Source organism: Allorhizobium sp. nf9_anc (assembly GCF_056323085.1).
In genome coordinates, this window is record NZ_CM150481.1 from 2,637,955 (window position 1) to 2,650,441 (window position 12,487).

A 12,487-nucleotide genomic window follows, 5' to 3' on the forward strand; every position below is an offset into this window, starting at 1 on the left:
ATATATGGTGCAAATCAGTTTGGGGTGGGCATGCATCGAAACAGGCATCAGGAAAGGGAAGTGCTGATTGGCCTTGCCGAAACACTCGCCACGAGCGGCGTTTCGAAGCTCCTGCTGCATGCCTGGGAGCGGCGCTACGGGATCACACCTGCCGAACGCAGCCCGACGGGACGGCGCTTCTACACCCGTGAACAGGTGGAACGCCTGAGATTGCTGAAAAGCTGCAGCGATGCAGGCCACCGGATCGGCTCTCTTGTACCGCTCTCGACAGAAATGCTGTCGCGGCTCGAATATGAGCTGGAAGCCCGCAACGCCCTCTCCGACATTCTGGAAGCCGTGAAGGCCCTGGATAGCGAACGGCTGCAGAGCCTGCTGCAGACGCGGGCGGAACGGGATGCGCCCGAGCATTTCATCCGCGCAACCGTGTTGCCGCTGATGCGGGAAATCGGCTCGCTGTGGGCGGCGGGCGATGTGACCATTGCCGCCGAGCACATGACGACGGCGCAGATCAAGCGCATACTTGGCGGGCTCTTCGATCGCTGTCCGCCGCCTGCCATCAACGCGCCACGTCTGATCGCGACGACACCGGAAAAGGAAGAGCACGACATGGGGGCGCTGGTCGCCACCCTGCTCGCACGTCTCAAGGGCTGGAATGCGCTGTTTCTGGGTGCCAACCTGCCCGCCCGCGAGATCGTCGATGCCGCCCACCGGCGCAATGTCCGCTGCGTCTGCCTGAGCGCGCTCACCGGTCGCAAGGCGCCTCTCGAGCGACATCTGGGCGAATTACGCGCGGCGCTCTTGCCAAGCATCGCGATCTGGATCGGCGGCGCCGCCTATATGGCAATGTCGGAGATGCCGGGCGTCTTGTTTCTCCAGGATCTCGATACATTCCTCGACATGCTGGCGGCAAAAGCTTCGGACCTTCGCGAAGCCGTCTAAGCGGTCCCTCCTCACCTGACCCCATTTTTTTTGCACAGACTGCCTTTTCGCCCCGAAAAGGTAGACAAGCGACGCCTGTTTTAGCGTTTCGTTTATTTATTGTATGCATTTTCACGATATCTAATTTTCGCAACGCCAGTGGGCAGGACCGCTGGCACCAGTCGGAGGGGCTATGGGACTGTCTGCTTTCGTGAATACGGGGAACGCTGCCAAGATGCTTGCGCTCGATGCGCTGCAAGCCAATGTCATGATCGCCGATGCCAAGCTCAACATCAAATACATGAACCCGGCGGTGGTGGACCTTTTGAAGGAAGCCGAGTCGGATCTGAAGAAGGAGCTGCCGAAGTTCAGCGTGGCCTCCCTGATCGGCAGCAATATCGACGTCTTTCACAAGAACCCGTCCCACCAGCGCAACATGCTGGCGTCGCTGAAGAGCCGCCACAGCGCGACGATCACCGTCGGTACCCGCGTCTTCGACCTTCTCGTCACGCCGCTGCAGCAGGGTGCAAAGACCGTCGGCTTCGTCGTCGAGTGGGCCGATGCAAAGGCACGCCTGCTGAATGTGGACTACACGGCGCAGATCGCCGCGATCAGCCGCTCTCAGGCCATCATCGAGTTCTCGGTCGACGGCAAGATCATGAGCGCCAACCAGAATTTCTTTACGCTGATGGGCTATGCGCCGGGGGAAATCATCGGACAGCATCACAGCATGTTCGTCGACAAGGGCCATTCCAATTCCGAGGAATACAAGAAGTTCTGGCAGACCCTGCGCGAAGGCCAGTACATCGCGGCAGAATTCCCGCGCCTCACCAAGAACGGCAAGGAAGTCATCATTGCCGCTTCCTATAACCCGATCCTCGATATCAACGGCAAGGTGGTGAAGGTGGTCAAGTTTGCGACCGACGTCACGGCCCGCGTGCGCACGGTAAGCTCGCTCGGCGACGCGCTGAAGCGTCTCTGTTCCGGTGATTTTGCCTTCCAGCTGACCGAACCCTTCGCGGCTGAATTCGAGTTCCTGCGCCATGATCTCAACCGCTCGGTGTCCCAGCTTTGCGACACGTTCCGCGAGATTTCGGCCAGCGTGGAGGTAATCAGCCAGGGCACGCAGGAAATCGGCCAGGGCGTGGGTGACCTTTCGCGGCGCACCGAAAGCCAGGCTGCCAATCTCGAGGAAACGGCAGCCGCCCTCGAAGAGATCACCGCAAATGTCGGCTCATCTGCCCAACGCGCCCAGGAAGCGCGCGATGTCGCGGGTTCTGCAAAGGCGAGCGCCGAGAAGTCCGGTGAAGTCGTGTCGCAGGCCGTGGACGCCATGAGCCGCATCGAGGATTCGTCGTCCAAGATTTCCAACATCATTGGGGTGATCGACGAAATCGCCTTCCAGACGAACCTGCTGGCGCTCAATGCCGGCGTCGAGGCAGCCCGCGCCGGTGAGGCCGGTCGCGGCTTTGCGGTGGTTGCCCAGGAAGTTCGCGAACTCGCCCAGCGCTCAGCCAAGGCGGCGAAGGAGATCAAGGACCTGATCCAGAACTCGGCCAGCGAGGTTTCGAGTGGCGTGAAGCTGGTCAGCGATACCGGCGGGGCGCTGAAATCGATCAGCAAGTTGATCGTCGAGATCAACGACCATGTGGTGGCCATTTCCACGGCTGCTCGCGAGCAGTCGTCGGGCCTGGTGGAAGTCAACAGCGCCGTCAACGGCATGGACCAGACGACGCAGCAGAATGCGGCCATGGTGGAAGAGAGCAGTGCTGCGGCGTCCACCCTTTCCAGCGAAACGCAGAAGCTGCGCGGCATGATCAACCAGTTCAATCTGGGCAATCACCATGGCGGCAGCGCAGTGCATCGCAGCGCCCGCGCCGCCTGATCAGCCCAAGAGAAGCAGAAGAGCATGCGCAGGGGTGGCCTTTGGTCACCCCTGCCGTGCTGTGGAGCCCCGCTGCACGAGCTGATAGCCGAGATCGACCAGCTTTGCCGGAGACGCGCCCGAGCCGGCCGCCCGGATGATCATGTCGACTGCGCGATAGCCGATCTCGTAACGCGGGACGCGCACGGAAGTGATCGCCGGGAAGGCAAAGCCCGCATAATCGAGATCATTGAAGCCGCAGATGCCGAAATCCCCGGGAATGGAGAGCCCACGCCGCTGGCATTCGAAGAGCACGCCGAGCGCGATGTCATCGTTATGGCAGAAGGCGGCATCGGCATCCGGGGCTTCGGTCTTCAGCCGGTCGAGAAGATGGCATCCCAACCCCACACTCGTATTGCCATCGATGGAAAGAACGAGGGACGGGTCGAACAGGCCGGCCTCTTCCAGCACCGCCTGAAAGCCTTCCAGACGGCGGCGGGCGCGGAAATCCCAGGCGCCGCCCAGCATGGCAATGCGCCTGTAGCCCTTTTCAATCAGATGCCGCGTTGCCGTCTCGGCCGCCAGACGGTGATCGATGCCGATCGCCATGTCCGAGGGTTGCCGGCTGACATCCATGATCTCGACGACCGGACAAGGCGCCCGCCGCAGGAGATCATCGATCGCGGCATCGCCGATCTGGCCCACATGGATGAGGCCGGCCGGGTTTTGCGAGAGAAAGAAGCGCAACTGGCGAAGCTGATCCTCGGCGTCGGTATCGGCGCTTGCATATTGGATGCGCAGATCGGAGGAGCGGACGCGATCCTCGATGCCCCGGATCAGGGCCAGGAAGGCATGGCTGGTCAATCCGGGCGACATGACGCCGACGAGACCGCTGTTCTTGCTGGCAAGCGCCCTCGCCGCGAGATCGGGCACATAACCCATCTCCTCGACAACCCTGAGGATTGTATCGCGCAAATGGGGTGAGACTTTTTCAGGATCGCGCAGGGCACGGGAAACGGTGATGGCGCTGACACCCGCCTGATGGGCGACGTCAGACAAAGTGACCTTATCCTGGCGCTGACGACGTTTTCTCGTACCTGGAATCATGCTCACCGAACCAGCCTGGATTGCAATCATTGGTGGCAATTGCAGTTATAGAGCGCCGCGAGGTCTGACGCTCCATACAATTCAAGATAGCCTAATCTACATGCCTCAGCAACGACTTGCAGGGTTTTCCCCCAAGCTTTGAGTTGAAGTGGAGATACGTGTCCACTACCACTGTTTGTAGAATATACAATGTTACGCAAACAAACTGCGAGGGCCAGGATCCAGCACAACATGCGCGCCCTCGGCCAGGCTGCGTCAAACGTCTTTTCGGTGCGGGGGATTGTTCGGGAAAGTAAGCTGGTCGGAGTGGAGTGATTCGAACACTCGACCCCCACGTCCCGAACGTGGTGCGCTACCAGACTGCGCTACACTCCGTGACCAGCGGCGCCTCTATAGACCAGCGATTTTCGTTGCACAAGCAGGGAAACGCAAAAAGCGGCGAGAAAGTTGAAATATTCGTGACAGCCTTCGGCATCCCACTGATTTCATTTCCATATGAGCGAGTGCTCGATGGCCAGCACAGCGCGGTAACCGATGCCCCGGCCCCGCCTGTTGCGCTTCGCGAGCGTGCCGTTGCTCAGAAGTCACCGGTGGAAAAATTGCGGATACACTTCCCTCTTTCCATTTCGTCTCGAAGCGTTTCGCAGTAAAGCAGTCGTGGGTCGGTTGTACTGGACGATGCGTCTTGGACGATTGTCGAGGCCGACCTTTGAGGGGTTCCAGGGACAGTGACAATGAATTTGCTGAAGAGCACGACAACGGGATTGATCGCCGCACTTTGCCTTGCCGCCGCAGGCTGCACGACGACGGGAGGCCTGCCGAAAAACGAGATCGAAACGCGGTGGAACGGCCAGCAGGCCGGCGCCTTCTTCGCCAAGTTCGGCCCGCCGGTCTCGGATGCCGCATCCGGCGCCTCGACGCTCTATATCTGGCGCGGTGGCTTCAACAACCGCGTCGTCCCGGCCACCTATGAAGATCTCGGCGATGGCAAGAAGGGCAAGCTCCTGACCCGCGCGCGCACCGAATATCTGCGCTGCGAAGTCCAGCTCACGGTCTCCTCGGATTATGTCATCCGCGGCGTGCGCACTGTTGTCGATCGTCCGGGCACGAATGGCGGCAAGAGCTATTGCGCAGAATTCCTGACGGCCGAGTGAGATCGGCTGACTGACGAGCACGACCGAAAGCCTCCCGCCTGATGGCGTGGAGGCTTTTTCGTGTCTTCAGATTGGAAGATCGGTGATTGCCGTGTCTGGAGACGGCGCTTCTCGCCCGAAGGGCCTCATGCCCTTGCGACGCCCGGTCAAGGCGGATGTGGGAGAGCGCCGTGGATGACGCTCTCCCCAATACGCAATACAGAAACCGAGCGCTTCGCGACGCATTACCTTGGTGGAAGCGACTTCTTTATAGAGAGATCAAGGTTAACAGTTGGCTTACAGACCGCAGAATTTATAGTTAATTTTCAGTGACCTAGGCAGATCGATCCGGGACGTGTGCGTCAAGCGCCAGAGCTTGCAAAAAGCCTTGGAAACCAGCGCCTGCAGCGTTTCGTGATCATCTCAGCACTTGACGATGTTCTTGTTTTGTTCAAGATCATATTCCATGACCCAGACGATCGACACGCTTGGAAAAGCACTTCGCCACAACATGCTGGTGGTGACCACCTGCCGGGAGTGCCAGAACCAGGCCCGCTTCATGGCGAAGGACCTCGCGACCTTCTACGGCCATGGCCGCGACCCCTTCTCGCTCAAGTTCCGCTGCAAGCAATGCGACACGCGCAACTGCAAGATCACGCTAATGGACAACCCTTATGACCGCACACCGGAGACGATCGTCTGGCGGCCGGTGAAGGTGAAGCTTTGAGGGTCAAACCCCGATCTAGAGGCGACGTGAAAGTGCGCCAGGTCCGTATTTCTACGGAGACACCTTCACCAAGGCGTTAAGGAATTCGAAACCATATAGATCGCGACGGTCATTTCTCGTGAATGATTTCTGAGTTCTCTTTTCAGGCGGTCTATTTCCATGACGAGCATCCTCACCAATCTTTCGGCCATTACCGCATTGCAGACGTTGAGAAGTCTTGCCTCCGATCTTCAGGGAACCCAGGACCGCGTCAGTTCCGGACTGCGCGTCGGAGCAGCGGCCGACAACGCCGCCTACTGGTCAATCTCTACCACCATGCGCTCCGACAGCATGGCCATCTCTGCGGCGGCGGATGCGCTGGGCCTTGGGGCAGCAAAGGTGGATACGGCCTATGCCGGCATGACCTCGGTGATCGACGTGCTGACCGAATTCCAGGCGCGTCTGGTGGCGGCGACCGAAGAGGGCGTCGACAAGGCGAAGGTCCAGGCAGAACTGGACCAGATGAAGGATCAGGTGAAGTCGATTGCCGAATCCGCCAGCTTTTCGGGGCAGAACTGGCTGACCACTGACATCGCCGACATGTATGACGTGGACATCAACAAGACACAGGTCGTCTCCTCCTTCGTGCGCGATGCCAGCGGCGGGGTTGCGACCAAGACCATGTCCGTCGACCTGTCGAAGATCTCGCTGTTCAACAGCACCCAGGGCGGCCTGCTGCAACGGGACGGCCGCGACATCAATACAATTGGCATGATGCGCTCCCTGGCGACCTACAGCGACGGGACGGAGGTCTGGTACCCCGAGTGGAATAGCTCCTCCAACGCAACACTTGGGGGGCAGGTATTCTCCGGCCCTCTCGACCTTAGAGGGCCCGGTGATGCCATTACCTTCGACATAACCGTTGACAAAGATGAGCCTTCGCACGGAATTTCGGCGCCTTACCACCCAGGTAAGACAACAGTCGGCGTGACAATCGACAAAGCCTTCCTCGACGCTCAGTTCCCGAGCTGGAATGGCGTGATCGACGACTACCGGGACTTTTCACAAGCCATGGACCGCGCGCTTTCGCTTGCCAATACTGGCGCATCTGCCGGCTTGTATTACGGCTCCGGCTATCCGAACGGCACCTATCCCGATCACTACTGGGTTATGACAGACGAGAACTCTGGACTCGACGGTTCCTATATCGAGATCAGCAACCTGACCTCCCAGGTTTCTTCCGGCTCACACGGTATCAGTAACGATTTCGTCCAGGCCCCGCGTGGCTCACAGATGACCATCCCTTTCACAAGCTTTGAAGTCTTCCGCGATGGTGAGGATCCTGACGGTATAGAGGTCAGTTTCGATTTTTCGGTCAACTATCAGACCCCCAAGAGCTATTCCTTCGACCGCACTTATGTGAACAACCTGCTCGGCAAGACAGACGGCACCGTGTCAGACGCCAACGAAATGGTGACGCTGCTTAGCTCGCTGCTTCAAGCTGATTGGCCGGATGTGATCATCAGCGACGCCGGATCCAGCGTTTCTATGGTCCTCGATCCTCTGGTCGACCGAAAAGCCGGCGGCGGCACGCGTATAGGCTTCAGCAATATCAACGTCAGCCACGAACCGATTCCGACGCTCAATTTCCTCGAGATCGACATCGTGCAGAACCCTGACATGGTGCGGACCTATATCGACTACATGGACAAGGCGACGGCGCGCGTGGTGGATGCGGCAGCGACGCTCGGTGCGTTGCAGACACGCATCGACATGCAGGCGGAATTTGCCGCACGGCTCGCTTCCAACATCGACAGCGGAATCGGCCGCTTGGTTGATGCCGACATGAACGAAGAATCGACAAAGCTGAAAGCCTTGCAGACTCAGCAGCAGCTCGCAGTGCAAGCATTGTCGATTTCCAACACCGCGCCGGACATGCTGGTTCAACTCTTCCGCTGAGGCAGCATGGGTTTAACTCAGCGAAGAGCGGATCGGTCGATATGCGCGGCGATCAGCATCGCCACGAGATGCACCGTGTTGCGCGCGCCATAGCGCTGTTTCATCTTGTCCAGCCGATGCTCGACCGTACGATGCGACAGGCCGAGCAGGACGGCGATCTCCTTGGCGGTGGAGCCCTCAATCAGGAGCTGGACGATCGCTTCATCGGAGGTGTCCAGCGTCTCGCGGGTCTGCGGCTGGCCGAGAAGAAATTGCGCATAGGACGACGATATCACCCATTGCGAGCCATTGGCATTCTTCTGGGGCAGCAAGATGCGATCATAACCGAGGCTGACACCGAGCAGGCGCGTCTTGACCAGCTCAGTTGCCGGCTGCTGGCGCTCGACCACTTCCCTCAGTCGCGGGATGACAGACTGCTCCATGTAGGCGCGGTCCTTGAAATCGCCGACACGACAGTCCGTGAAGAGCCCGTTGATGTTGAGGATGCGGGACGTGAAACCAGAATGGCGGACGGTACGCATGTACCAGTCGAGCGGATCCGGACCGGTGACCTCGAACAGTGTCAGGCGCATCTTGATGGACAGAAGATCGAGCACACCGCGATAGATATCGTCGGCCCGGGCGGGCCGCTCCGGTGACGTCAAGATCCAGGCGTCGAGCATGCGGCCGACTACGACAGAAAAGGGTGTTACGCGGGCCATGAACTCAATGCGGGAATCGATTGCCTCATCTTGGTACAGCCCAAAGTCGCAACTCGCAATCTTCGAATGTGTTCATCTTAAAAAATACAACCACACTCGCCGGCAGGTTGCGCAAAGGTCCCAAGCGTCGAAAACCAAGATGGATAAACGCGTGATGCCGATCACTTCTGTCGTTTATTCTCCAGCGAATTCAACAAACTTTAACCATAAGCATAAATAACGGTTTTAAATGAAACCAACCAATTTCGTGGGGAAACGGTGGGGGAAAGTTCGGTCATCGTTTATGTTCCACCGGTCCTGTTTGGCCTGGTTGCAGTGACCTTCCTCGTTCTGTGGCGACAGAAGATCGTGACCAACTGGCAGTGGGGTGCAGGCTTCGGTCAAACTGCGCTAGGCTTCTCGCTCTCGACCTTTCCAATCGAACCGATCTTCGACGCCTTTACCTCCGGCATGATCTTCATCGGTGCTGCCTATTGTTACAGCAGCGCGGTATTCGAGCATTTCCAGGCACCCTCCTTCGACCGCGAACGCCGGTGGTTCGTCGGCGCCTACACGCTTCTTCTGGTCTACTGCATCTTCATCCTGGAAAGCCTGCGCTACCAGATCTTCCTGACAGACATTGCCTTTGCCTGTCTCATCGGGCTCGCACTCACCATGGCTATCCCAAAAGCGCGGCGCAGCGTCGACAAGATCCTCCTTGCGTCGATTGGGCTCGCCTTCGTCGATACGGTGGCGCGTGCGGTCTATTTCTTCTTCTTTTACGGCGATGCCAGCGACGACTTCGCCGATTTCGTCGACTCCGCCTATAATCTGGCGGTCCATATCACGACGATCACCATCTGCATGACCTTCCCCTTCTCCGCACTGGTGGCGAGCGGCGTTTCGGCCATGGAACGCCACCGGCAGGCGGCGGAGCGGGACCCGCTGACTGGCCTGTTAAACCGCCGCGGCTTCGAGACGGCGCTGACCGAGTTCGGCGTATCCGGACTGCGTGAGGGTGCCGTTCTGGTCTGCGACATCGACCATTTCAAACAGATCAACGATACGCTTGGTCACGCCACGGGAGACGCCGTAATTTCGGCTGTTGCCGACATGCTGCGGCAGGTAACCGATGCTAGCGCCGTTACCGCACGTTTCGGCGGGGAGGAATACGTGGTGTTTCTGCCAAGCAGCTCCGTTGCCGAGGCGCGCACGTCAGGCGAGCGGATCCGGCAGACAGTGTCCGAGAAGGACTGGCGCTTCTTCGGTCTTGCCAGGCCGGTCACCCTCAGCATCGGGATCGACCGGATCCGCCTGGATGAAACCGATCCGCATGCCGCCATCGCGCGGGCTGATCGGGCGCTTTATGCTGCCAAGGCTGCCGGTCGGAACCGGGTTTTCGAGGCGGGCGATGGGGCGAATTTGCACGCATCGGGTTTGGCTTCCGCCTAAGCCACCTCACGGCTTAGATCACGGCAGATCCGGATAGCCCGCGGCGATCGCTGCCTGCTCATGGTCCAGCAGGATGTCGTAGGCGCCCTCTTCCAGCACGACTACATCCTTGAGGCCGAGGATTGTGCGGGCATCAGCGAGCGCGGGGGCGATGATGGCGGCCTTGAGGGCGGCACGGAGAGCGGCGAGTTCATCGTCCGAGGCAGACGAGCGGGTGATGAAGGGGAGATTGGGGCCGGAGGGGGTTCTGCCCAGGACTGTGAGGCCCTCCAGGCGCTCCGGGGAGTGGCGGCGCAGGAGGTCGAAGGTGACGCAATCGATGGCGGCGATATATGCCTTGCCGCTCAGCACCGCCTCCATGCTTGCCAGATGGCCACCGGTCTCGATGACGCTAGCGAAGAAGGGCTTGCCCCCGGCATGGGGGGCGACGGCGGCGCGCAGGAGATTGTAGCCGGAATTGCTGCCGCGCTCGTTGATCGCGACCTTGAGGCCAGCGGCGGCGGCGAGATCGGGCGGGGCGCCCTCCTTGCGTACCACGATCACGCTCACCATGGTCGGACCATCGCAGCCCGGCGCTTCATAGACAGGCGTCGCGACCAGGCGCACACGCCCCCTCAGATGCTTGACGAAGGGAAAGCCGCAGGTCTGGGCGAGAAGCAGGCGGGGATCGAGCCAGGCCTCGTGATGCGGGATCGCTTCATCCAGCACTTCGGGCACGCCGGACACACCCGACTGGCGGAGCTGGTCGCGGAGGAAGCTCCACAGTTGGCGCTGCGCTTCCACCACCGCCTGAGGGGCGACATACATCGAGAGGCTGGCGAGCCTCGTCTCGGACGCGCCGGTCAGGAGTGCCTCGGATGGGTCGGCCGGTCGTGCTTGCGGAAGAGGAAGCGGCGGGCGACATCGCTATAACCGCGATAGACGAGACCGCCATTCAGCCGCACGAGGAAATCACGATGCCGCTCGTAAAAGTCGGGCAGCATGTACCACGGAAGCGCCGGCACGCGGTGATGCAGGACATGCAGGTTGTTGTAGAGGAAGAGCAGGCCAAAGAGCGGGGTCTTCTCGACGATCGCCGTGCGCTCCTCATGGTCATCGGCGAAGCGGTGCTCGGCATAGGAGCGCAGGCGCGAGAGCGCCGTGCCGCAATAGATGAATCCGAAGAAGAAGAGCAGGAAAGGCATCTCGCAGACGACGAGCACCCACCAGAGCACGACGGCGACACCCAGACCATGCCATGCCCAAAGGCGCCGGCTGTCGCCTTCGCCGCGGATCACCTTGATCGCCTCATGCCAGAGGAAGGAGCCGAGGATGATGGCCGGGCCGACGGTCAGGCGGCCGGCCAGCGTCAGGTTGAACTCGCGCAGCGTGCGGCCGAACCAACCGAAGCGGTCCCAGTCCTTTGCCGTGAAGTAATAGGATTCCGGATCTTCGATCGGATCGGTGAGATGCTCGTCGCGGTGGTGGGCAAGATGGCTCTGCTTGTAGACATGATAGGGCAGCCAAAGCGAAATCGGCGGAACGCCGATCGCATCGTTGATCCAGACATGGCGGGTCGGATGATTGTGGATCACCTCGTGCTGCAGCGAGCCATGCCAAGCAATCAGCCAGGCGCCTGATGGTATCAAGATCCAAAGCGGGATGTCGCGCCAGAACCAGGTGAGGCCAAGGAAGCCTCCGTAGATCAGAGCGGCCAATGCGACGGTCGGCCATTCGATGCGCGCGATGCGCGGTATTGCGATCTCACCTTCGGCAAGATGTGCCATGCAGTCCCCGTATGAAAGTCCCCATGGAACCTGAAGCTAGCGAGTTTGCAGATGATTCGCTCCAGCAAATGCGCCACGTCGCGCCGCGAAAAGAGCAGGAAACGGCGAAAACCGACCAAAAATCAGCTCTTATCGCGGGAAAGACGCCTGATCTGGACCGGGTGAAACTGAGAACGGCATTCCATCCGGCACGGATTGCCACCCCCGGCCTAATCGGCTAGAGCGAAAGCTTCCTGCATCTCTCATATTTTAACCGGTGACGTCGACGCCCCATGGCTGCAGAACCCCAGAGCCAGCTCGAGGTTTTCCTGGAGAACAGGTCGGCCCTGGTGAGCTATGCCGCCCGGTTGCTGGGTTCGCGTGACCAGGCCGAAGACATCGTGCAGGACGCTTTCCTCCGGCTGACGCCGATCGATTCGGGCGATTATGCGCCGCGTCAGGTCTTGTCCTATCTCTACAGCATCGTGCGCAATCTGGCCCTTGATCAGTTGAAGCGCCGCAATATCGAGACGCGTGGCCGTGACACGGATCCGCCGTTCTGGATTCTGCCACAGGACCCGGGTTCGCCGGAGGAATCGGTGCTTTTCGCCGATCAGGCACGGGTTGCGTCGGAGACGCTGGATGCATTGCCGCCCGAGACCCGCCGGGCCATCGAGCTCTACCGCATCGAAGGCTGGACGCTGGAGGCGATCGCCTCCGAGCTCAACGTATCGGTCGCGACGACACACCGGATGATCCGCAGCGGCATGGTGAAGATCGCCCTGTCGCTCGATCGGGCGAGCCATTGAAAAATGTCGGGGGGCACATGAAAAAACACTTCGATCCGATCGTATATCCTGCAGGCAGAGATGAGTTCGCCGCCACGGCGGATCACACTCGCGCCTGCATCGCGCGCTGCCTCA

General features: G+C 60.0%; 12 protein-coding genes and 1 tRNA gene. 8 read left to right on the forward strand and 5 right to left on the reverse strand.

Features of this window, described 5'->3' with window-relative positions:
• Positions 1-60 precede the first annotated feature (60 nt).
• Together AC02Y0_RS12930 and AC02Y0_RS12935 are read left to right on the forward strand one after the other, a co-directional pair.
• On the forward strand, positions 61-939 hold the full coding sequence (locus AC02Y0_RS12930) for a MerR family transcriptional regulator (protein WP_476379312.1): 879 nt from the start codon (positions 61-63) through the stop codon (positions 937-939).
• Between the two features lie 172 nt (positions 940-1,111).
• Complete coding sequence (locus tag AC02Y0_RS12935) at positions 1,112-2,803, forward strand: methyl-accepting chemotaxis protein (protein WP_476379313.1); 1,692 nt, start codon at positions 1,112-1,114, stop codon at positions 2,801-2,803.
• Between the two features lie 45 nt (positions 2,804-2,848).
• Here the strand turns inward: AC02Y0_RS12935 and AC02Y0_RS12940 are convergent, their stop codons facing one another.
• Positions 2,849-3,841 (reverse strand): LacI family DNA-binding transcriptional regulator, encoded by a 993-nt coding sequence (locus tag AC02Y0_RS12940; RefSeq protein ID WP_476379314.1) that lies wholly within the window; start codon positions 3,839-3,841, stop codon positions 2,849-2,851.
• 346 nt (positions 3,842-4,187) lie between these two features.
• Positions 4,188-4,264 (reverse strand) — tRNA-Pro (locus AC02Y0_RS12945).
• 359 nt (positions 4,265-4,623) lie between these two features.
• Here AC02Y0_RS12945 and AC02Y0_RS12950 point away from each other — a divergent pair.
• The 3 genes from AC02Y0_RS12950 (at position 4,624) to AC02Y0_RS12960 (ending at position 7,687) form a co-directional block, all read left to right on the forward strand.
• Entirely contained in the window at positions 4,624-5,043 is a 420-nt protein-coding gene (locus AC02Y0_RS12950; RefSeq protein ID WP_476379315.1) for a hypothetical protein, read from the forward strand.
• A 445-nt stretch (positions 5,044-5,488) separates the two neighbouring features.
• A complete protein-coding gene (locus tag AC02Y0_RS12955) occupies positions 5,489-5,749 on the forward strand; it encodes a hypothetical protein (protein ID WP_102019580.1) in 261 nt (86 codons plus the stop codon).
• Between the two features lie 159 nt (positions 5,750-5,908).
• Positions 5,909-7,687, forward strand: a complete 1,779-nt coding sequence (locus AC02Y0_RS12960; protein WP_476379316.1) for a flagellin N-terminal helical domain-containing protein — start codon at positions 5,909-5,911, stop codon at positions 7,685-7,687.
• Between the two features lie 17 nt (positions 7,688-7,704).
• Here the strand turns inward: AC02Y0_RS12960 and AC02Y0_RS12965 are convergent, their stop codons facing one another.
• Entirely contained in the window at positions 7,705-8,388 is a 684-nt protein-coding gene (locus AC02Y0_RS12965; RefSeq protein ID WP_476379317.1) for a helix-turn-helix transcriptional regulator, read from the reverse strand.
• A gap of 258 nt (positions 8,389-8,646) precedes the next feature.
• Here AC02Y0_RS12965 and AC02Y0_RS12970 point away from each other — a divergent pair, with 258 nt between their 5' ends.
• Entirely contained in the window at positions 8,647-9,819 is a 1,173-nt protein-coding gene (locus AC02Y0_RS12970; RefSeq protein ID WP_476379319.1) for a GGDEF domain-containing protein, read from the forward strand.
• 18 nt (positions 9,820-9,837) lie between these two features.
• Here AC02Y0_RS12970 and AC02Y0_RS12975 read toward each other — a convergent pair whose 3' ends face one another.
• Both AC02Y0_RS12975 and AC02Y0_RS12980 read right to left on the reverse strand, forming a co-directional pair.
• A complete protein-coding gene (locus AC02Y0_RS12975; RefSeq protein ID WP_476379320.1) occupies positions 9,838-10,626 on the reverse strand; it encodes a phosphate/phosphite/phosphonate ABC transporter substrate-binding protein in 789 nt (262 codons plus the stop codon).
• A gap of 35 nt (positions 10,627-10,661) precedes the next feature.
• The gene (locus tag AC02Y0_RS12980) at positions 10,662-11,585 is read right to left on the reverse strand and encodes a fatty acid desaturase (RefSeq protein ID WP_476379322.1); all 924 of its coding nucleotides are present in this window, start codon (positions 11,583-11,585) and stop codon (positions 10,662-10,664) included.
• Positions 11,586-11,608: 23 nt separating this feature from the next.
• Between AC02Y0_RS12980 and AC02Y0_RS12985 the strand changes: the two genes are divergently transcribed.
• Together AC02Y0_RS12985 and AC02Y0_RS12990 are read left to right on the forward strand one after the other, a co-directional pair.
• The gene (locus tag AC02Y0_RS12985) at positions 11,609-11,806 is read left to right on the forward strand and encodes a hypothetical protein (RefSeq protein ID WP_476379323.1); all 198 of its coding nucleotides are present in this window, start codon (positions 11,609-11,611) and stop codon (positions 11,804-11,806) included.
• Positions 11,807-11,857: 51 nt separating this feature from the next.
• Entirely contained in the window at positions 11,858-12,373 is a 516-nt protein-coding gene (locus tag AC02Y0_RS12990; RefSeq protein ID WP_102019574.1) for a sigma-70 family RNA polymerase sigma factor, read from the forward strand.
• Positions 12,374-12,487 lie beyond the last annotated feature (114 nt).

Excerpts from the sequence above, each read along its gene's own strand:
- AC02Y0_RS12980 (WP_476379322.1), bottom strand. The coding sequence starts at position 11,585 with ATGGCACATCTTGCCGAAGGTGAGATCGCAATACCGCGCATCGCGCGC.
- AC02Y0_RS12985 (WP_476379323.1), top strand. The coding sequence starts at position 11,609 with ATGGAACCTGAAGCTAGCGAGTTTGCAGATGATTCGCTCCAGCAAATG.
- AC02Y0_RS12960 (WP_476379316.1), top strand. The coding sequence starts at position 5,909 with ATGACGAGCATCCTCACCAATCTTTCGGCCATTACCGCATTGCAGACG.
- AC02Y0_RS12965 (WP_476379317.1), bottom strand. The coding sequence starts at position 8,388 with ATGGCCCGCGTAACACCCTTTTCTGTCGTAGTCGGCCGCATGCTCGAC.
- AC02Y0_RS12955 (WP_102019580.1), top strand. The coding sequence starts at position 5,489 with ATGACCCAGACGATCGACACGCTTGGAAAAGCACTTCGCCACAACATG.
- AC02Y0_RS12975 (WP_476379320.1), bottom strand. The coding sequence starts at position 10,626 with ATGTATGTCGCCCCTCAGGCGGTGGTGGAAGCGCAGCGCCAACTGTGG.
- AC02Y0_RS12935 (WP_476379313.1), top strand. The coding sequence starts at position 1,112 with ATGGGACTGTCTGCTTTCGTGAATACGGGGAACGCTGCCAAGATGCTT.
- AC02Y0_RS12990 (WP_102019574.1), top strand. The coding sequence starts at position 11,858 with ATGGCTGCAGAACCCCAGAGCCAGCTCGAGGTTTTCCTGGAGAACAGG.
- AC02Y0_RS12950 (WP_476379315.1), top strand. The coding sequence starts at position 4,624 with ATGAATTTGCTGAAGAGCACGACAACGGGATTGATCGCCGCACTTTGC.